Raw genomic sequence first — 18461 nt, forward strand, 5'->3', positions numbered from 1 at the left:
GATGTGGCCGACAAGGCGGAGTGCGGATGCCGATGACCTGGCCGATGCGCATTCGGCGCCTCGTGCCGTGGGCCGTCGTCGGCGGCCTCGCGATTTTCGTCACGCTCGTCGCGTTGCTGCCCGCGTCGTGGGTCACGCCGCGGTTCGCCCGGGCGACGGGCGGCCACGTCAATCTCGTCGACCCGGACGGCTCGCTCTGGCACGGCTCGGCGACACTCGTCCTCGCGCCCGGCGCGGATCGCAGCGCATCGACACTGCTGCCGGGGCGCGTCGAATGGCGCACGCAGTTCTGGCCGCTCTTCACGGGGCGCGTGCGGATGCGGCTGCGCCAGACCGATGCGATGCCCGACGCGGTCACGCTCGACGCGACGCTGCGCGGCGCGGTGCTGTCGTCGGGCTCGATGGCGGTGCCGGCGTCGCTGCTCGCGGGCCTCGGCACGCCGTTCAACACGCTCGATTTGCAAGGCAGCGTGCGGATCGACTGGACCGACTGGCGGCTCTTCGGCAACGACGCGTTCGGCCAGTTGACCGTGACGATCACCGACATGAGCTCGCGCGTGTCGCGCGTGAAGCCGCTCGGGTCGTACCGCGCGGTGATCGAGGCGCGCGGCGCGAATTCGGCGCTCGATCTGTCGACGTTGAAGGGGCCGCTGATGATGTCGGGGCAAGGGAATTTCGGCGCGATGGGCGCGTCGTTCCGCGGCACCGCGAGCGCCACGCCCGAGCAACGCGACAACCTCGCGGGTCTCTTGAATCTGCTCGGCCACCCGATCGGCGACGGCGCGGTGTCGTTGATCTATGGCGACGCGTCGCGCTGAGCGCGCGGTCTAGGCTGCGTCGAGTCGCGCGTCGTCATGGGCGCGGGCGATGCGGCGAAGCGAGCGGGTCGGGTCGCTTGATTTCGAGCGGCGGTTCCGGCAACGCACTGAAGCTGCGGTCGATGCCGGGCGGCCGCGACGCGAGATCGATCCGGCGGCGCCGGCCGTTTCGCCGGCGTGCCGACGGCAACCGTCGCGCCGGATGCGACGAGGCCGAGATCGTGACCGCGAGCGTCGCGGGCCGTCGGCAGGCGCCATCGCGTTTCAGGGTTGCGCGGCCGTCGTCGTCGGACCGCCGCCGGTTGCGGCCTGCGCAGCGGCAGCCGCTGCCGGTTGCGTCGCCGCTGGCGTCGGCGCTCCCGCAGGCGCGGACGCCGGCACCGGCGCGGGCGCTTGCATGCCGCCCGTCTCGCGCGTGATCTGCGCGACGTCCCAGCCCCCGCCCAGCGCCTTCACGAGCCCGACTGACGACACCATCCGCTGCCCGGAGATCGTCGCGAGCTTTTGCCGCGCGCTGAACGCGGTCGTCTGTGCGGTCAGCACGTTCAGATAGCCGACCGTGCCCGCCTTGTACTGATTGAGCGTGATGTCGAGCGCGTGCTGCGCGGACTCGACCGCCTGTCGCTGCACGCCGATCTCCTGTTCGAGGATCCGCTGCGACGCGAGGTTGTCCTCGACGTCCTGGAACGCGGACAGCACGGCGGCCCGATACGTGGCGACGTCCTGATCGTAGGTCGCGCGCGCGGCCTCCGTCTGCGCGGCGCGCAGGCCCGCGTCGAACAGCGTCGCGGCGAGCTGCGGGCCGACCGACCAGAAGCGCGCCGGCAGCGTGAAGAGCTGTGACCACACCGAGCTCTGGAAGCCGCCCGACGCCGACAGCGTGAGCGTCGGGAAGAACGCGGCGATCGCGACGCCGATCTGCTCATTCGCGGCGGCCGCGCGCCGTTCGGCGGCGGAGACGTCGGGCCGCCGCTCGAGGATCGCCGACGGCACGTCGATCGGCATCGCGGGCGGCTCGGCCGTGAGCGGCATCGGCGACAGCGAGAACGTTGATGCGGGCTCGCCGACGAGCGTCGCGATCGCGTGCTCGTATTGCGCGCGCGCGATTCCGTTGTCGATCGCGGATGCCTGCGCCGATTGGAGCTGCGTCTGCGCCTGGATCACGTCCGAGCGCGCGGCGACGCCCTGCGCATACTGATTCTGCGTCAGCTGCAGCGATTTCTGGTACGACGCGACGGTGTCGTCGAGGAGCTTTTGTGTCGCGTCGGCGGCGCGCAGCTGGAAATAGGTCTGCGCAAGCGTCGCCTGCGCGGACAGCCGCGCGTTCGCGAGATCGGCGGCGGCCGCCGCTTCGCTCGCCTTCTGCGCGCCGACCGTGCGGCTCACCTTGCCCCACAGGTCCGGCTCCCACGACGCGTCGAGGCCGACGCTATACGTGTTGCCGATCGTGCGCGTCGTGCTGCGCGACGCCGAGCTGCTCGACGACAGCGCGCTCGACGCGCGCGATTCGCTCGCCGTCAGCCCGAGCGTCGGGAAATACGACGCGCGCGCCTCGGCGACGAGCGCGCGCGCCTGCCGATACGCGGCCGCGTATTGCGCGACGGTCTGGTTCGACGTGTTGAGCTTGTCGATCAGCGCATTCAGTTGCGGATCTTCGTAGATCGTCCACCACGGGCCGCGATCCGCGCGGTCGGCCGGTTGCGCGACCTTCCAGCCGGGCGGCGCTTCCTTGTACGCGGCGGGGATCGCTGCGTCGGGACGGTGATAGTCGGGCCCGACCGCGCAGCCGGCGAGCAGCGCGGCGGCCGCGACGGCGACGGCGGTGCTCAGCGCGCGGCGTGCGCGCGGGTGTGGGACTTGCGACATGTTCTGGATTCCTGTCGAAGGAGGCGGCCGCCCGTGGACCGGGCGAGCAGGCGATGCGGCCGAAACGCCGAAGGCGTGGCCGAAATGGTAACTGACGGATGCGGGAATGCGCAGACGTTAGGTTAAAGCGCGGACGGGGCCGGATGTGTTACCGGCGTGGAGCGCCGGTTTACCGTATGTTACGCACCGATGCTGCGTGCCGGCGGTTTGTTATGAGCAGCGGACGGGATCGCCCTGCGGGGCGGCGAGGCATAGCTGCCGCGCCGAAGGCTCCTGAGCCGACGTGGTCCGGCCGCCGCCGTTGCGCGCGGCGCGGCGCCGCCGCTGATCGAACCATGCGAACCCGAGTACCGCGAGCGAGCCGCCCGGCACGATCAGCAGCGCGGCATACAGCGCGATCTTCCAGCCGCGATGCGGACCGGAAAACGTGTGGCGAGCGGTATCGTACAGGTTGCGGCGCAGTGCGCCGGCAGCATGTTTCAGGAACGGCATGGGAAATCCTCGGGACGCACGCCGAACGAACGCGGCTGCGTGGGCAAAGCGGTCTGGGTCAGAACATCGTCTCTGGCGGCGCATTAAGCGCAGAACTCATTGCCTGAAATAATATTGACTATGCAATAAATATTCAAGATACTGGCGGCGTTTTTCCTGGAATGCACTGTTGCGGTTCGTGCAATCGAACGGACAGCTAGACGATGAGCGGCCTTTACGACCCCGAGCACATCGAGCTCGAATCGAGCCTCGGCTATTACCTGACGAAGGCGCGGCAGGCGCTCGTCGAGCGGCTGGATCGCGCGCTCGGCCCGCTCGACCTGACCGCGCAGCAGATCGGCGTGATCCTGCTGCTCGCGCGCGGCTTTGCGCGCACGCCGTTCGAGCTGTCGCGCAAGATGTCGTACGACAGTGGCTCGATGACGCGGATGCTCGACCGGCTCGAGAAGAAGGGTTTCGTCGTGCGCGCGCGCAGCGAATCGGACCGCCGCGTGATCGAGCTCGCGCTGACCGAGCGCGGCGCGCACGCCGCGCAGGCGCTGCCGGGCTTGATCGCGACCGAGCTGAACGCGCAGCTCGTTGGCTTTTCGCCCAGCGAGCTCGCGCTCCTGACGGACCTGCTACGGCGCTTCATCGCGAATGCGCCGGGCGCGGCCGACACCGCGTGCGCGGCGGCGTTGCGGTCGGACGACGATTGACCGGGAATGACATTGGGTAGCCACTGGATCGCGACTCGTAGGTCGCGTATTTATCTGTCTGGGCAGAGGCTGACAAGTCACTTACTGTCGGTCGATGTCGATGCATAAAAGGATGTCGGGGCAACTGTCGCCCCTTAGGAGAGACGCATGGCTGCGACGGCCCCCGCTTCCGCTTCCCCTTCCGCCGAACCGGCGCCGCTGTCGGGCGGCGTGCTCGCGCTGCTGACGGTCGGGCTCGCGCTCGGCACGTTCATGGAGGTGCTCGACACGTCGATCGCGAACGTCGCCGTGCCGACGATTTCCGGCAGTCTCGGCGTCGCGACGAGCGAAGGCACCTGGGTGATCTCGTCGTACTCGGTCGCGTCCGCGATCGCGGTGCCGCTGACCGGCTGGCTCGCGCGGCGGGTCGGCGAGGTCCGGCTCTTCACGCTGTCGGTGCTCGCGTTCACGATCGCGTCCGCGCTCTGCGGCCTCGCGGAAAACTTCGAATCGCTGATCGCGTTCCGGCTGTTGCAGGGCCTCGTGTCCGGCCCGATGGTGCCGCTGTCGCAGACGATCCTGATGCGCAGCTATCCGCCCGCGAAGCGCGGGCTCGCGCTCGGCCTATGGGCGATGACGGTGATCGTCGCGCCGATCTTCGGCCCGGTGATGGGCGGCTGGATCACCGACAACTACACGTGGCCGTGGATCTTCTACATCAATCTGCCGATCGGGATCTTCTCCGCCGTGTGCGCGTTCTTCCTGTTGCGCGGTCGCGAGACGAAGACGACCAAGCAGCGGATCGACGCGATCGGGCTCGCGCTCCTCGTGATCGGCGTGTCGTGCCTGCAGATGATGCTCGACCTCGGCAAGGACCGCGACTGGTTCAATTCCACGTTCATCACCGCGCTCGCGCTGATCGCCGTCGTGTCGCTCGCATTCATGCTCGTTTGGGAGTCGACTGAGACGGAGCCGGTCGTCGATCTGTCGCTTTTCAAGGACCGCAACTTCGCGCTCGGCGCGATGATCATCTCGTTCGGATTCATGGCGTTCTTCGGCTCGGTCGTGATTTTCCCGCTGTGGCTGCAGACCGTGATGGGCTACACGGCGGGCCTGGCCGGCCTCGCAACCGCGCCCGTCGGCTTCCTCGCGCTCGTGCTGTCGCCGCTCATCGGCCGCAACATGCACCGGCTCGACCTGCGGATGGTCGCGAGCTTCGCATTCGTCGTATTCGCCGTCGTGTCGATCTGGAATTCGACGTTCACGCTCGACGTGCCGTTCAACCACGTGATCCTGCCGCGGCTCGTGCAGGGGATCGGCGTCGCGTGCTTCTTCGTGCCGATGACGACGATCACGCTCTCCAGCATCTCCGACGAGCGGCTCGCGAGCGCGTCGGGGCTGTCGAACTTCCTGCGGACGCTGTCGGGCGCGATCGGCACTGCGGTCAGCTCGACGTTTTGGGAAAACGATGCGATCTATCACCACGCGCGCCTCGCGGAATCGGTGAACGTCTATGCGCAGAGCACGGTCGACTACCAGGGCGCGCTCGCGCAGCTCGGCATCGCCGGCCAGGTTTCGACCGCGCAGATCAACCAGATCGTCACGCAGCAGGGCTTCATGATGGCGACCAACGATTTCTTCTACATTTCGGCGCTCGCGTTCGTCGTGCTCGCGGCGCTCGTGTGGGTGACGAAGCCGAAGAAAGGCGCCGGGCCCGCGATGGGGCATTGAGCGGGCGGCTGCGCACGCCTCGCGGCGGACGGTTGCGGGCGGCGGCCGAGACCGGGCGGAGCCGGGCGCCGGGTGTCGACGGCGCGGCGCTCGACCGCCGCTTCAGCGCGCGCGCAGGCTGCCGAACGCGAGGTCGTCGCCCGGATCGACGGGGCCCGTCTCGCGTGCGACGTCGAGCCACGCGCGCGCCGCGTGCGACAGGTAGCCCTTCTTCAGCCAGCCGATCGCGACCGCCCACGTGATCTCCGGCTCGACGATCGGCCGGCACGTGAACTGCGTGGTGTCGAGCCGCCGGCAATAAGGCTCGGGCAGCAGCGCGATGCCGACGCCCGCATGCACGAGCGCCGCCATGAAATCCCAGTGGCCGCTGCGGCTCACGATCTGCGGCGTGAAGCCGACCTTCCGGCACGCGTCGAGCACCGCGTCGTGCAGCGCGAGGCTTTCCGCGTAGAACACGAACGGCTCGTCGGCAAGGTCGGCAAGCGGCACGGTTTCGTTGCCGCCCCAGCGAGAACCGTGGCGCGCGACGAGCCAGAGCGGCGCGCGCACCATCGGCAGCACGTCGAACACAGCCGGATCGACGGGCTCGAGCACCCCGCCCAGCTCCAGCTCGCCCGTGACGAGCGCCTCTTCGATCATCCGCGCCCCCTGCTCGAACAGCTTCAGCTCGATCTTCGGATAGCGCTGCTTGAACGCGGCGATCGCCGGCGTGAACAGCGAGCCGCCGAGCGGCGGGATGCCGATCGCGAGCTCGCCGCGCCCGAGCGTGCCGAGATCGTTCAGCTCGGCCTGAAGCTGCGCCTGCGCGGCGAGCACGTCCTGGCCGCGCTGGTAGACGATCCGGCCGGCGTCCGTCAGCACCATCTGGCGACCGTCGCGCAGCAGGAGCGGCGAGCCGATTTCGTCCTCGAGCGCCTTCACCATCTTGCTGATCGTCGGCTGCGTGACGTGCATCTGCTCGGCCGCGACGGTAAAGCTCTGCTGCCTGACCACCTCGACGAAATAACGCAACGCGCGCAGCTCCATCGGCGCCTCCTTCAGTGAGCGAGTCGGTGAAGATTCCTAAACGGAATGATTTTTATAGAAGCAAGTCATTTTATTTATGATCGCGTGAATCCTATACTGCCTCCATTCAGTAAAGCAAGGCATTTCGGGGCATCCATGACCAAACTCTCGGCAACGGCCACGGCGGCAGCGGCGACCTGCCCGGCAGCGCTGCATGCGCGCGCCGGCCGCGCGGCGCGCATCGTGCTGCAAACGGCCGCGCTCGGCGCGCTGTGGGCGACGATCGACTGGGCGGTGCGCGCGCTCGGCGTGCCCGTGCCGTCCGGCGTGGTCGGCCTCGCAGTGCTGCTCGTGCTGCTGCTGTCGGGCGGCGTCGCGCCCGGCTGGGTGAAGGACGGCGCGAACTGGCTGCTGTCCGACATGCTGCTCTTCTTCATCCCGGCGACCGTCGCGGCGGTCCAGTACGGCGGGCTCTTCAAGGAGGACGGCTGGCGGCTCGCGCTCGTCGTCGTCGCCGGGACGACCTGCGTGATGCTCGCGGTCGCCGTCGCGGTCGACGTGGCGGCAGGCTTCGAACGGCGTCTCGCGGTGATGCGCGTGCGCGCCGGCCGCCGCCGCGCGCGGGCCTGACGCCGACCGCCGCCGCGCCCGCCTTTCTTCCATTTGTTGGTGGCACCGGTTCCATCTAGCGCACCATGACGACGCCCGATCCTTCGTTTCTTTCCGCGCCCGCGAGCGCCGCGATTTCCGCCAGCTGCTTCGCACTGACGATCGCGCTCTATTTCGCGTCGAAGCGTCTCTACGCGTACCGCAAGACGCTGCTCTTCTCGCCGCTCGTGCTCGTGCCGGCCATTCTCGTCGCGCTCGTCGCGCTGACGGGCATCCCGTACGCGGTCTACTTCCACGACACGCGCTGGCTGATGTGGCTGCTCGGCCCGGCGACGATCGCGTTCGCCGTGCCAATCTACGAGTACCGCGCGCTGATGAAGCGCCACTGGTTCTCGCTGACGGTCGGCGTCGTCGTCGGGATCACGGTCGCGATCTGCGGATCGCTGCTGCTGTCGAAGCTGCTGCACCTGTCGCCCGAGCTGCAGCGCAGCCTCGTCACGCGCTCGGTGTCGACGCCGTTCGCGCTCGCCGTGTCCGACAAGATCCACGCGCCGCGCGACCTCACCGCGCTCTTCGTGATCGCGACCGGGATTTGCGGGATGCTCGTCGGCGAGTTCGTGCTCGCGCTCGTGCCGCTGCGCTCGCGGCTCGCGCGCGGTGCGCTCTTCGGCGCGGCCGCGCATGCGGTCGGCACGGCGAAGGCGCGCGAGATCGGCAGCGAGGAAGGCGTCGTGTCGAGTCTCACGATGATGATTGCGGGCGTCGCGATGGTGCTGATCGCGCCGTTGCTGACGCTGCTGCCGATCTGACTTGCCGGTCCGGCCGGGCGCGCCCGCGACGCGCGCCCGATCGCCTTGTCGTTCTGCCTTCGGCTTTCGCCATGCGCGCCCGACGGGCGTCGGACCACCCGATTCGTCCGGCCCGCGCCGGCGGCCGGCCTCCAGCGCCGCCCCGCCCGCCGCTTCCGCGCCTCCGGCTCTGATGACGCGCCCGCTCGCGGCTTCCGCCCGCCTCCGCCTCCGCCGTCCGCATCGCCCCGTTCCGCCCGCGCCCGTTCGACCCGATCGCGTCCCGTCCGGCCCGCCCGAGCGACAAACAAACGGCTGAGATAGCCGCAAATCCCCCTTCTATTCCGCCCATCGCGCCCGGCTCGGATGCCGAACAATGCAGGCTACCTAGAGTCTTTTCGCATGCACGCCATGGCTACCACGACCGCAAACCCGACCGTCGACAAACCGGCCTCGTCCGGCAAGCTCAAGCGCCTCGTCCTTTTCCTGCTGATCGGGCTCGTCGCCGCTGCCGCCGCGGCAGGCGGCACGTATTTCGTGCTGGCGAAGGAAGGCGTGCGCGGCGCGGCGCCGAGCGCGCCCGCACCGCTCGCGGTGCCCGTCTTCTTCGCGCTCGAGCCGCTCACCGTGAATCTGCAGTCGGACGACGGCATCCAGCACTACCTGCGCGTCGGCCTGTCGCTGAAGCTCACCGATGCGAAGGCGCAGGAATACCTGACCCAGCACATGCCGGAGCTGCGCAGCCGGATCCTGCTCGCGCTGTCGAACAAGCATCCCGAGCAGCTCGCGACGCTCGAAGGCAAGCGCGCGCTCGCCGACGAGCTGAAGACGCTGATCGAGCAGCCGACCCAGCCCGGCAATCGGAGCGCACGCATCGACGACGTGCTGTTTACCGAGTTCGTCGTTCAATAACGCCGCCGGCAAAGGAACGAACGCGCATGGGCCACGAAGAATTCATGTCCCAGGAGGAGGTCGATGCACTCCTCAAGGGCGTCACGGGCGAAGACGACTCGGCCGACGAACCGACCGAAGCGTCCGGCGTTCGCCCGTACAACATCGCGACGCAGGAGCGGATCGTCCGCGGCCGGATGCCGGGCCTCGAGATCATCAACGACCGCTTCGCGCGTCTGCTGCGGATCGGCATCTTCAATTTCATGCGGCGCACGGCGGAAATCTCCGTGAGCCAGGTGAAGGTGCAGAAGTACAGCGAGTTCACCCGCAACCTGCCGATTCCGACCAATCTGAACCTCGTGCACGTGAAGCCGCTGCGCGGCACGTCGCTGTTCGTGTTCGATCCGAACCTCGTGTTCTTCGTCGTCGACAACCTGTTCGGCGGCGACGGGCGCTTCCACACGCGCGTCGAGGGCCGCGACTTCACGGCGACCGAGCAGCGGATCATCGGCAAGCTGCTCAACCTCGTGTTCGAGCACTACGCGGTCGCGTGGAAGAGCGTGCGGCCGCTGCAGTTCGAATTCGTCCGCTCGGAGATGCATACGCAGTTCGCGAACGTCGCGACGCCGAACGAGATCGTGATCGTCACGCAGTTCTCGATCGAGTTCGGGCCGACGGGCGGCACGTTGCATATCTGCATGCCGTACTCGATGATCGAGCCGATCCGCGACGTGCTGAGCTCGCCGATCCAGGGCGAGGCGCTCGAGGTGGACCGCCGCTGGGTGCGCGTGCTGTCGCAGCAGGTGCAGTCGGCCGAGGTGGAATTGGTTGCGGATCTTGCCGAGATTCCGACGACGTTCGAGAAGATTCTCAACCTGCGCGCCGGCGACGTGCTGCCGCTCGACATCGTGGAGACGCTCACCGCGAAGGTCGACGGCGTGCCGGTGATGGAGTGCGGATACGGCATTTTCAATGGTCAGTACGCGTTGCGCGTGCAGAAAATGGTCAGCGCAAGCGACACGATGAAGGAAGGTGGATATGACTGAGTTGAATTCGACCCCCGAGACCGACGGCGTCGACGAACAGGCGTTCGCGGACGCCGCGATGCGCGCCGCCGCGGCCGACAAGGCGCCCGCCGACGTGCAGCAGGAAGACGCCGGCATGGACGACTGGGCGGCCGCGCTCGCGGAGCAGAACCAGTTGCCGATCGAGCCGGGCGCGACGGGCGCGGGCGTGTTCCGGCCGCTGTCGAAGGCTGCGGCCGCGTCGACGCACAACGACATCGACCTGATCCTCGATATCCCGGTCAAGATGACGGTCGAGCTCGGCCGCACGAAGATCGCGATCCGCAACCTGCTGCAGCTCGCGCAGGGGTCGGTCGTCGAGCTCGACGGGCTCGCCGGCGAGCCGATGGACGTGCTCGTCAACGGCTGCCTGATCGCGCAGGGCGAAGTGGTCGTCGTCAACGACAAGTTCGGCATTCGGCTCACCGACATCATCACGCCGTCCGAACGCATCCGGAAGCTCAACCGATGAAACCGCGCGTCGCGCCGCTCGTTTCGCCGCGCCGGCCGGCCTTGCGCGTCGCGCGCCCGCTCGCGGCGTCGCCGCGCGGCGTGGAGCGCGCGCTCGCCGGGCTCGCCGCGTTCGCGATCGGCGCGGCGGCGCTGCCCGCATCGGCCGCCGACATGAACGCGGTGAATCACGCGGCGTCGATCGCGTCGGGCGTCGTCGTCGGTTCGGCCGCGCCGTCGCTCGGCGTCGGCGCGGTGCTGCAGACGCTCGTCGGGCTCGCGATCGTGATCGGCCTCGTGTTCGGCTGCGCCTGGCTCGCGCGCCGCTTCGGCTTCCAGCCGTCTCGTCGCGGCGGCGCGCTGAAGGTCGTCGCGAGCGTCGCGGTCGGCGGCAAGGAAAGCGCGACCGTCGTCGAGATCGGTGACACGTGGCTCGTGCTCGGCGTCGCGCCCGGCAACGTGCGCCTGCTGCACACGCTGCCCGCCGGCTCGGCGGGCGTGATCGGCGCGGCAGGCGGCGCGCCCGCGGGCGGCGGGATGCCTCGCGCGCCGGGCGGCGCGGCGATGTCCGGCCAATTTCCCGAGGGCACGTCCTTCGGGGCGCGCTTTCGCGATGCGATGCTCGGCGAAGCCGCGAAGCGCTTCAAGCGCGACGGCGGCGGGGATCGCTGAGATGCCGCGCCTTCGTTTCGTCGCGCCGCGCGCGCATTCCGCCGCGCGCGCCCACTCCGACCGTCGTTCGATGAAGACCACCCTGTTGCGCGGCGCCGTGCGCTGGCTGCCCGCGCTCGCCATCGGCGTCGCGCCGGCGCTCGCCTGCGCGCAGTCGGCCGGTTTGCCGGCATTCAACTCGGCGCCCGGCCCGAACGGCGGCACGACCTATTCGCTGAGCGTGCAGACGATGCTGCTGCTCACGATGCTGTCGTTTCTGCCGGCGATGCTGCTGATGATGACGAGCTTCACGCGGATCATCATCGTGCTGTCGCTGCTGCGGCAGTCGCTCGGCACCGCGTCGACGCCGCCGAACCAAGTGCTCGTCGGCCTCGCGCTCTTCCTCACGCTGTTCGTGATGTCGCCCGTGCTCGACAAGGCTTACACCGACGCCTACAAGCCGTTTTCCGAAGGCACGCTGCAGATGGACCAGGCGGTCCAGCGCGGCACCGCGCCGTTCAAGGCGTTCATGCTGAAGCAGACGCGCGAGACCGATCTCGCGCTGTTCGCGAAGATTTCGAAGGCGGCGCCGATGCAGGGGCCGGAAGACGTGCCGCTGTCGCTCCTCGTGCCCGCGTTCGTCACGAGCGAGCTGAAGACGGGCTTCCAGATCGGCTTCACGATCTTCATCCCGTTCCTCATCATCGACATGGTCGTCGCAAGCGTGCTGATGTCGATGGGGATGATGATGGTGTCGCCCGCGACGGTGTCGCTGCCGTTCAAGCTGATGCTGTTCGTGCTCGTCGACGGCTGGCAGCTCTTGATCGGCTCGCTCGCGCAGAGCTTCACCTAGGCTCCGTTCAACGAGGAGAGTCGAGATGACCCCCGAAAACGTGATGACGCTCGCGCACCAGGCGATGTACATCGGCCTGTTGCTCGCTGCGCCCCTTCTGCTCGTCGCGCTCGCGGTCGGCCTCGTCGTGAGTCTGTTCCAGGCGGCGACGCAGATCAACGAGGCGACCCTGTCGTTCATCCCGAAGCTGCTCGCGGTTGCCGCGACGATGGTGATCGCCGGTCCGTGGATGCTGTCGACGATGACCGACTACCTGCGCGAGATCCTGCTGCGCGTCGCGACGCTCGGCGCGGGCTGACGCCGCCGAGCGCGGCGCTCTCGTCCGCTTTTCCCGCTCCGTCCCGCTTTTGCCATCGACCGATGTTCTCCGTGACCTACGCGCAACTGAACGGCTGGCTCACCGCATTTCTGTGGCCGCTCGTGCGGATGCTCGCGCTCGTCGCGACCGCGCCGGTGACGGGTCACCGCGCGACGCCCGTGCGCGTGAAGATCGGGCTCGCGGGCTTCATGGCGCTCGTCGTCGCGCCGACGCTCGGGCCGATGCCCGTCGTCACCGTGTTCTCCGCGCAGGGCGTGTGGATCATCGTCAATCAGTTCCTGATCGGCGCGGCGCTCGGCTTCACGATGCAGATCGTGTTCGCCGCGATCGAGGCGGCGGGCGACATCATCGGCCTGTCGATGGGGCTCGGCTTTGCGACGTTCTTCGATCCGCACGCGAGCGGCGCGACGCCCGTGATGGGCCGCTTCCTGAACGCGATCGCGATCCTCGCGTTTCTCGCTTTCGACGGCCATTTGCAGGTATTCGCCGCGCTCGTCGATTCGTTCAGGCTCGTGCCGATCTCGGCCGACCTGCTGCGCGCGCCCGGCTGGCAGACGATCGTCGCGTTCGGCGCGATGATTTTCGAGATGGGGCTCCTGCTCGCGCTGCCCGTCGTCGCCGCGCTGTTGATCGCGAACCTGGCGCTCGGGATCCTGAACCGCGCGGCGCCGCAGATCGGGATCTTCCAGGTCGGCTTTCCGGTGACGATGCTGGTCGGCCTGCTGCTCGTCCAGTTGATGGCGCCGAACCTGGTGCCGTTCGTCGGACGGCTCTTCGATACCGGCGTCGATTTGGTCGGGCGCGTCGCGGCCGGCTTGCATTGAGCGGTGCGCGCGCGACGGGTGCGGCGTGCGGCGCGCCGCATCCGTCGGCCGCGCGCTTTCATAGCGTCGTCACGCACGCGATCTTCGGCATCGGCCTGTACGGCACGGGCTCGGCGCGCTTGCGATGCTCGGCATGGGTTGGCGCGACCGAGCAGCCCTTCGTCCTCCCGCTCCCCGCCTTGCTGGAAAACCCCTAAAAGAAAGCCGCGCCCGCGAAAGGTTGCGGAAGGCTTCGTCTCCCTATACTCGTCTCGACGATGCAGCAAGCATCGCTTCATACAGACAACATTGGAGACTCCCGATGCGCACCAGCACCACTCTTCGCGCGCTCAGCTTGGCCGCGGTCGCGGCCGGCCTGTCCTTCGGCTTCGCTTCGCAGTCCGCCTTCGCCGGCGACGGCGGCAAGATCACGATCATGGTGGGCGGCATCACGAAGCTCATCTACCTGCCCGCGCGGCTCACGCAGGAACTCGGCTACTTCAAGGCCGAAGGACTCGATGTCGACCTGCAGTCGCAGCCGGCCGGCGTCGACGCCGAGAACGAGCTGCTCGCGGGCGCGGTGCAGGGCGTCGTCGGCTTCTATGATCATACGATCGACCTGCAGAGCAAGGGCAAGGACGTGAAGGCGATCGCCGTGCTCTGCCAGGTGCCGGGCGAGGTCGAGATGGTGTCGACGAAGGCGGCCGGATCGATCAAGTCGATGGCCGACGTGAAGGGCAAGACGCTCGGCGTGACGGGCCTCGGCTCGTCGACGAGCTTCCTCACGCAGTATCTCGCGCAGCAGCACGGGATTGCGGCGAACCAATACACGATGCTGCCCGTCGGCGCTGATGCGAGCTTCATCGCGGCCGTGAAGCAAAGCCGCATCGATGCGGGGATGACGACCGAGCCGACCGTGTCGGTGCTCGAGAAGAGCGGCGACGCGAAGGTGCTCGTCGACATGCGCACGCTCGACGGCACGCGCGCCGCGCTCGGCGGCACGTATCCGGCGGCGAGCCTGTACGTGCAGTCCGCTTGGGCCGACACGCACGAGGCGGAGGCGACGAAGCTCGCGCACGCGTTCGCGCGCACGATGCAGTTCATCCACACGCACAGCGCGGAAGAGATCGCCGCGAAGATGCCCGCCGACTACCAGAAGGACAAGGCGCTCTACGCGAGCGCGCTGAAGGCGTCGCTGCCGATGTACACGCCCGACGGCAAGATGCCCGCCGACGGTCCGGCGACGGTGTTGAAGGTGCTGTCCGCGTTCAATCCGTCGGTGAAGGGCAAGCACATCGATCTGTCGAAGACTTATACGAACGAGTTCGTGAACGCGAAGTAAGCGATCCGAACGACAAGCGGCCAGTTTTGAACCAGGCTCACGAGGGCCGCCGGCGCCGCGCGGAGGCGCCGGTTTCGATGCAGGACTTCAAGCGATGAATCAACATGTTTCGGCCAATGCACCCGCGATCGAGTTTCGCAACGTGTCGTGCCGCTTCATCTCGCCGGACGGCCGTGCAACCGTCGCGCTGCACGACTTCACGATGTCGGTCGCGCGCGGCGAGTTCGTCGCGATCGTCGGCCCGACGGGCTGCGGCAAATCGACGACGCTCAACATGATCACGGGGCTCCTCAAGCCCGTATCGGGCGAGGTCCGCGTGATGGGCAAGCCCGTCGACGGCATCGATCCCCGAATCGGCTTCGTGTTTCAGGCCGATGCGGTGTTCCCGTGGCGCACGGTGATCGACAACGTCGCGGCCGGCCCGATGTTTCGCGGCCGCTCGAAGGAATCCGCGTACGCGCAGGCGGAGGAATGGATCCGCCGCGTCGGGCTCGATAAATTCACGAAGCACTACCCGCACCAGTTGTCGGGCGGCATGAGAAAGCGCGTCGCGCTCGCGCAGACGTTCATCAACCAGCCGGAAATCCTGCTGATGGACGAGCCGTTCTCGGCGCTCGACATGCAGACGCGCACGCTGATGCAGGACGAGCTGCTGCAGCTCTGGTCGGCGAACAAGGGCTCGGTGGTGTTCGTCACGCACGATCTCGAAGAGGCGATCGCACTCGCCGACCGTGTGTTCGTGCTGACGTCGCGCCCGGCGACGCTCAAGCGCGTGTACGAGATCGATCTGCCGCGCCCGCGCGTCACGTCGGAAGTGCGCTACGAGCAGCGCTTCATCGAAATCTCGAAGGACATTTGGCACGATCTGCGCGAAGAAGTGCAGATCGGATAAACAGGAAAGGATTGGAGCATGACTGACATGACGCTTCCGACGCCGCTTGGCACCACCACCACCACATCGCTCGAAGACGAAGAGCGCGCCGCGCAGCGCCGACTGCGGCGGCGCCGGCACTTGATCGTCGGGTTGCGCATCGCGGTGCTCGTCGTTGCGCTCGGCGGCTGGGAAATCGCCGCGCGGCTCAAGTGGATCGACCCGTTCTTCTTCTCGATGCCGTCGCTGATCGTCGCGCAGATCCAGGACTGGTTCGTCAACGGCACGTCGCAGGGCCCGCTGCTGCTGCAGGTCTGGGTGACGCTCGAGGAGACGATCGCCGGCTTCCTGATCGGCTCGGTCGCGGGCGTCTTCTGCGGAATCGTGCTCGGCCGCAACAAGCTGCTCGCCGACGTGTTCGGTCTCTACATCCAGATCGCGAACTCGATTCCGCGCGTCGTGCTCGGTTCGATATTCGTGATCGCGCTCGGCCTCGGGATGGCATCGAAAATCGCGCTCGCGGTCGTGATGGTGTTCTTCGTCGTGTTCGGCAACGCATTCCAGGGCGTGCGCGAAGCGGACCGCTATCTGATCGCGAACGCGCAGATCCTCGGCGCGTCGCGCCGGCAGATCACGACGTCCGTCGTGATTCCGTCCGCGCTCAGCTGGATTCTCGCGAGCCTGCACGTGAGCTTCGGCTTCGCGCTCGTCGGCGCGGTCGTCGGGGAATTTCTGGGTTCCAAGCAAGGCATCGGCCTGCTAATCTCGACCGCTCAGGGCGCGTTCAACGCGAGCGGCGTGTTTGCCGCGATGATCGTGCTCGCCGTCGTGGCGCTCGCTGCCGACTTCCTGCTGACGCGGCTCGAGAAGCGGCTCCTGAAGTGGCGGCCCGCCGCGTTCTGAAGACGATGCATCAGCGAAACGGCGCATCTTCGGTGCGCCGTTTCGTTTTTGGGCTGGAATGTGGGAGATAACGGCATGTCGCACAGCCTGCGCGGCCGACTGCTTTGGTGGCTGCTGCTGCCGCTTGCCGTATTCGTCGTGATTGCGGGCGCGATGTCGTACGACACCGCGCGCAAGACGGCCGACCTCGTGCAGGACGGCGCGCTCGTCGCGTCGGCGCGCGCGATCGCGGAGGACGTCGACTGGGAAAGCGGCGCGCTCGTCGCGAACGTGCCGCCCGCGGCGCTCGAATTGTTCGAATCGCCCGCGCAGGACCAGGTGTACTACAAGGTCCGTACGGGCGGCGGCCGGCTGCTCGCCGGCAGTCCCGATCTCGACGGCCCGCCCGTCGCGACCCGGCCCGTCGCTCAGCCGGTGCTGTTCGATACGACGCTCAACGGGCTCGCGATCCGCGCGGTCGCATACACGCGCGAGCTGTACAACGCGGGCGACACGGAGACGGTGACGGTCGTTGTCGGCAAGACGCAGACGTCGCGGCAGATGATGATCGCGGCGATCTGGCATCCGCAGCTCTGGCGGCTCGCGCTGATGCTCGCGCTCGCGATGGCGCTCGTCTATCTCGGCCTCACGTTCGAGCTGCGGCCGCTGATGAAGCTGAAGGACGACGTCGCGGACCGCGAGCCGATGGAGCTCGAGCCGATCCGCACCGAGCGTCTGCAATTCGAGCTGCGCCCGATCGTCGACGCGATCAATCAGTGCATCGCGCGGCTCAACCTGCATGCGGCGACGCAGCGCCGCTTCATCGCCGATGCCGCGCATCAGCTGCGCACGCCAATCGCGGTGATCGACACGCAGATCCAATGCGCACGGCAGCGCGAGAACGACGATGCGGCGCTCGCCGGGCTACTCGCGTCGATGCAGCGCAGCAGCCGCAAGATGGCGGACGTCACCGACAAGCTGCTCCTGCTCGCGCACGCGGAAGCGGCGTCGCCCGCGCGCCTGAACGCACGCGTCGAAGTCGCGGCCGTCGTGTCCGGCGTGCTCGAGGAGGCGATCGTGCTCGCCGAGCGGCGCCGCATCGATCTCGGCGCGGAGCTCGACGACGACCTGCAGGTTGCGGGCAGCGAGAGCCTTTTGTCGGCGCTCCTGATGAATCTCGTCGACAATGCGGTGCGCTACGCGCACGAAGGCGGCCGTGTGACGGTGAGCGCGCGGCGCGACGGCGATGAAGTCGTGCTCGAAGTCGTCGACGACGGCCCCGGCATTCCGGCCGAAGCGCGGCCGCACGTGTTCAAGCGGTTCTACCGGGTCGCGAAGGACGAGGAAGGTACGGGCCTCGGACTCGCGATCGTCGAAGAGATCGCGCAGTTGCACGGCGGCACGGTTGCGCTCGCGACGGGCCCCGGCAACCGCGGCGTCAAGATGACCGTGCGCCTGCCCGCCTATCGCAATTGAGAGAGTCTCGATGAAACTGCTGCTCGTGGAAGACAATGCGGAACTCGCGCACTGGATCGTCGATCTGCTGCGCGGCGAGGGCTTCGGCGTCGATTCGGCGCCGGACGGCGAGAGCGCGGACACGGTGTTGAAGGCGCAGTGCTACGACGCGCTGCTGCTCGACATGCGGCTGCCCGGCATGAGCGGCAAGGAACTGCTCGCGCGGCTGCGCCGCCGCGGTGACAACGTGCCCGTGCTGATGCTGACCGCGCACGGCTCGGTCGACGACAAGGTCGATTGCTTCAGCGCGGGTGCCGACGATTACGTCGTGAAGCCGTTCGAGTCGCGCGAGCTCGTCGCACGGATCCGCGCGCTGATCCGGCGGCAATGCGGCGTCGGCGCGACGCAGCTCGCGTGCGGCGATCTCGTCTACCTGTTCACGACGCGCGAGTTTCAATGCAGCGGCGTGCCGCTCGTGCTGCGCCGCCGCGAGCACGCGATCCTCGAGACGCTGATGCTGCAGCAGGGCAAGACGGTATCGAAGGCTCGGCTGATGGACAGCGTGTACGGCCTCGACGACGAGCCGAGCGCCGACGCGATCGACATCTACATCCACCGGCTGCGCAAGCATTTGTCCGGCTCGGTCGCGCAAATCATCACGCTGCGCGGGCTCGGCTACATTCTACGAACGAAGGATGCGGCCGAGTAGGCCGCCGCGCGATTCGTCGCACGCCGCACGCACGCGGCGCACGCACCGGATGCCCGCGCACAATTAGTTCGTCCTGCTTCGCGAATCGTCCGACGTTTTCCAGCGCCGCGTCGCGCGACGGCGCTCGTCTGCCTGACGCATCGGAAAGACGCGTACCACCCGTGTTTATCCCGAGATATCCGACC

20 protein-coding genes are annotated in these 18461 nt (G+C 68.0%); 17 read left to right on the forward strand and 3 right to left on the reverse strand.

The genetic code is table 11. The annotated features are described in order from the left end of the window. The first annotated feature begins 26 nt into the window (after positions 1 to 26). Positions 27 to 818 carry a type II secretion system protein N gene (locus WS69_RS25830; protein ID WP_059473482.1) on the forward strand — a complete coding sequence of 264 codons (792 nt, stop codon included), beginning with the start codon at positions 27 to 29 and terminating at the stop codon, positions 816 to 818. Between the two features lie 264 nt (positions 819 to 1082). Here the strand turns inward: WS69_RS25830 and WS69_RS25835 are convergent, their stop codons facing one another. Further along, positions 1083 to 2684, reverse strand: coding sequence for an efflux transporter outer membrane subunit (locus WS69_RS25835; protein WP_059473483.1), 1602 nt, complete (start codon positions 2682 to 2684; stop codon positions 1083 to 1085). Positions 2685 to 2894: 210 nt separating this feature from the next. Next, entirely contained in the window at positions 2895 to 3176 is a 282-nt protein-coding gene (locus WS69_RS25840; protein ID WP_059473484.1) for a hypothetical protein, read from the reverse strand. Between the two features lie 203 nt (positions 3177 to 3379). On the opposite strand from WS69_RS25840, the gene WS69_RS25845 reads away from it, so the two are divergent. Beyond that, positions 3380 to 3874 carry a MarR family winged helix-turn-helix transcriptional regulator gene (locus WS69_RS25845; protein ID WP_059473485.1) on the forward strand — a complete coding sequence of 165 codons (495 nt, stop codon included), beginning with the start codon at positions 3380 to 3382 and terminating at the stop codon, positions 3872 to 3874. A gap of 147 nt (positions 3875 to 4021) precedes the next feature. Continuing rightward, complete coding sequence (locus WS69_RS25850) at positions 4022 to 5584, forward strand: DHA2 family efflux MFS transporter permease subunit (RefSeq protein WP_059473486.1); 1563 nt, start codon at positions 4022 to 4024, stop codon at positions 5582 to 5584. Positions 5585 to 5686: 102 nt separating this feature from the next. Here WS69_RS25850 and WS69_RS25855 read toward each other — a convergent pair whose 3' ends face one another. Further along, positions 5687 to 6610, reverse strand: a complete 924-nt coding sequence (locus tag WS69_RS25855; protein WP_059473487.1) for a LysR family transcriptional regulator — start codon at positions 6608 to 6610, stop codon at positions 5687 to 5689. Positions 6611 to 6745: 135 nt separating this feature from the next. Between WS69_RS25855 and WS69_RS25860 the strand changes: the two genes are divergently transcribed. The 14 genes from WS69_RS25860 to WS69_RS25930 all read left to right on the forward strand — a co-directional run bounded on the left by WS69_RS25860 (position 6746) and on the right by WS69_RS25930 (position 18276). After that, on the forward strand, positions 6746 to 7219 hold the full coding sequence (locus tag WS69_RS25860; RefSeq protein ID WP_059473488.1) for a CidA/LrgA family protein: 474 nt from the start codon (positions 6746 to 6748) through the stop codon (positions 7217 to 7219). 65 nt (positions 7220 to 7284) lie between these two features. Continuing rightward, positions 7285 to 8007 carry an LrgB family protein gene (locus WS69_RS25865; protein WP_059473489.1) on the forward strand — a complete coding sequence of 241 codons (723 nt, stop codon included), beginning with the start codon at positions 7285 to 7287 and terminating at the stop codon, positions 8005 to 8007. Between the two features lie 390 nt (positions 8008 to 8397). Continuing rightward, positions 8398 to 8898, forward strand: a complete 501-nt coding sequence (gene fliL, locus WS69_RS25870; protein WP_059473490.1) for a flagellar basal body-associated protein FliL — start codon at positions 8398 to 8400, stop codon at positions 8896 to 8898. Positions 8899 to 8924: 26 nt separating this feature from the next. Continuing rightward, a complete protein-coding gene (gene fliM, locus WS69_RS25875) occupies positions 8925 to 9923 on the forward strand; it encodes a flagellar motor switch protein FliM (protein WP_059473491.1) in 999 nt (332 codons plus the stop codon). Then, entirely contained in the window at positions 9916 to 10413 is a 498-nt protein-coding gene (gene fliN / locus WS69_RS25880) for a flagellar motor switch protein FliN (RefSeq protein ID WP_059473492.1), read from the forward strand. Before fliM ends, fliN begins: the two co-directional genes overlap by 8 nt. After that, positions 10410 to 11063, forward strand: coding sequence for a flagellar biosynthetic protein FliO (gene fliO / locus WS69_RS25885; RefSeq protein ID WP_059473493.1), 654 nt, complete (start codon positions 10410 to 10412; stop codon positions 11061 to 11063). The genes fliN and fliO overlap by 4 nt, the downstream gene beginning before the upstream one ends. A gap of 1 nt (position 11064) precedes the next feature. Then, positions 11065 to 11895 (forward strand): flagellar type III secretion system pore protein FliP, encoded by an 831-nt coding sequence (gene fliP, locus WS69_RS25890; protein WP_418230141.1) that lies wholly within the window; start codon positions 11065 to 11067, stop codon positions 11893 to 11895. A gap of 25 nt (positions 11896 to 11920) precedes the next feature. After that, positions 11921 to 12193: a flagellar biosynthesis protein FliQ gene (gene fliQ / locus WS69_RS25895; RefSeq protein WP_010100578.1), complete on the forward strand. Its 273-nt coding sequence runs from the start codon at positions 11921 to 11923 to the stop codon at positions 12191 to 12193. 62 nt (positions 12194 to 12255) lie between these two features. After that, on the forward strand, positions 12256 to 13038 hold the full coding sequence (fliR, locus tag WS69_RS25900) for a flagellar biosynthetic protein FliR (protein ID WP_059473494.1): 783 nt from the start codon (positions 12256 to 12258) through the stop codon (positions 13036 to 13038). 301 nt (positions 13039 to 13339) lie between these two features. Further along, on the forward strand, positions 13340 to 14359 hold the full coding sequence (locus WS69_RS25910; RefSeq protein WP_059473496.1) for an ABC transporter substrate-binding protein: 1020 nt from the start codon (positions 13340 to 13342) through the stop codon (positions 14357 to 14359). Positions 14360 to 14453: 94 nt separating this feature from the next. Beyond that, positions 14454 to 15251 carry an ABC transporter ATP-binding protein gene (locus WS69_RS25915; RefSeq protein WP_059473497.1) on the forward strand — a complete coding sequence of 266 codons (798 nt, stop codon included), beginning with the start codon at positions 14454 to 14456 and terminating at the stop codon, positions 15249 to 15251. A gap of 27 nt (positions 15252 to 15278) precedes the next feature. After that, entirely contained in the window at positions 15279 to 16133 is an 855-nt protein-coding gene (locus tag WS69_RS25920) for an ABC transporter permease (protein ID WP_059473498.1), read from the forward strand. Between the two features lie 75 nt (positions 16134 to 16208). After that, positions 16209 to 17588: a sensor histidine kinase gene (locus tag WS69_RS25925; RefSeq protein WP_059473499.1), complete on the forward strand. Its 1380-nt coding sequence runs from the start codon at positions 16209 to 16211 to the stop codon at positions 17586 to 17588. 10 nt (positions 17589 to 17598) lie between these two features. Next, on the forward strand, positions 17599 to 18276 hold the full coding sequence (locus tag WS69_RS25930) for a response regulator (RefSeq protein ID WP_059473500.1): 678 nt from the start codon (positions 17599 to 17601) through the stop codon (positions 18274 to 18276). Positions 18277 to 18461 lie beyond the last annotated feature (185 nt).

Origin of the sequence: Burkholderia sp. BDU5 (assembly GCF_001522845.1) — a bacterium.
Taxonomy (GTDB): Bacteria; Pseudomonadota; Gammaproteobacteria; order Burkholderiales; family Burkholderiaceae; genus Burkholderia; species Burkholderia mayonis.

Excerpts from the sequence above, each read along its gene's own strand:
- WS69_RS25830 (WP_059473482.1), top strand. The coding sequence starts at position 27 with ATGCCGATGACCTGGCCGATGCGCATTCGGCGCCTCGTGCCGTGGGCC.
- WS69_RS25835 (WP_059473483.1), bottom strand. The coding sequence starts at position 2,684 with ATGTCGCAAGTCCCACACCCGCGCGCACGCCGCGCGCTGAGCACCGCC.
- WS69_RS25840 (WP_059473484.1), bottom strand. The coding sequence starts at position 3,176 with ATGCCGTTCCTGAAACATGCTGCCGGCGCACTGCGCCGCAACCTGTAC.
- WS69_RS25845 (WP_059473485.1), top strand. The coding sequence starts at position 3,380 with ATGAGCGGCCTTTACGACCCCGAGCACATCGAGCTCGAATCGAGCCTC.
- WS69_RS25850 (WP_059473486.1), top strand. The coding sequence starts at position 4,022 with ATGGCTGCGACGGCCCCCGCTTCCGCTTCCCCTTCCGCCGAACCGGCG.
- WS69_RS25855 (WP_059473487.1), bottom strand. The coding sequence starts at position 6,610 with ATGGAGCTGCGCGCGTTGCGTTATTTCGTCGAGGTGGTCAGGCAGCAG.
- WS69_RS25860 (WP_059473488.1), top strand. The coding sequence starts at position 6,746 with ATGACCAAACTCTCGGCAACGGCCACGGCGGCAGCGGCGACCTGCCCG.
- WS69_RS25865 (WP_059473489.1), top strand. The coding sequence starts at position 7,285 with ATGACGACGCCCGATCCTTCGTTTCTTTCCGCGCCCGCGAGCGCCGCG.
- fliL (WP_059473490.1), top strand. The coding sequence starts at position 8,398 with ATGGCTACCACGACCGCAAACCCGACCGTCGACAAACCGGCCTCGTCC.
- fliM (WP_059473491.1), top strand. The coding sequence starts at position 8,925 with ATGGGCCACGAAGAATTCATGTCCCAGGAGGAGGTCGATGCACTCCTC.
- fliN (WP_059473492.1), top strand. The coding sequence starts at position 9,916 with ATGACTGAGTTGAATTCGACCCCCGAGACCGACGGCGTCGACGAACAG.
- fliO (WP_059473493.1), top strand. The coding sequence starts at position 10,410 with ATGAAACCGCGCGTCGCGCCGCTCGTTTCGCCGCGCCGGCCGGCCTTG.
- fliP (WP_418230141.1), top strand. The coding sequence starts at position 11,065 with ATGCCGCGCCTTCGTTTCGTCGCGCCGCGCGCGCATTCCGCCGCGCGC.
- fliQ (WP_010100578.1), top strand. The coding sequence starts at position 11,921 with ATGACCCCCGAAAACGTGATGACGCTCGCGCACCAGGCGATGTACATC.
- fliR (WP_059473494.1), top strand. The coding sequence starts at position 12,256 with ATGTTCTCCGTGACCTACGCGCAACTGAACGGCTGGCTCACCGCATTT.
- WS69_RS25910 (WP_059473496.1), top strand. The coding sequence starts at position 13,340 with ATGCGCACCAGCACCACTCTTCGCGCGCTCAGCTTGGCCGCGGTCGCG.
- WS69_RS25915 (WP_059473497.1), top strand. The coding sequence starts at position 14,454 with ATGAATCAACATGTTTCGGCCAATGCACCCGCGATCGAGTTTCGCAAC.
- WS69_RS25920 (WP_059473498.1), top strand. The coding sequence starts at position 15,279 with ATGACGCTTCCGACGCCGCTTGGCACCACCACCACCACATCGCTCGAA.
- WS69_RS25925 (WP_059473499.1), top strand. The coding sequence starts at position 16,209 with ATGTCGCACAGCCTGCGCGGCCGACTGCTTTGGTGGCTGCTGCTGCCG.
- WS69_RS25930 (WP_059473500.1), top strand. The coding sequence starts at position 17,599 with ATGAAACTGCTGCTCGTGGAAGACAATGCGGAACTCGCGCACTGGATC.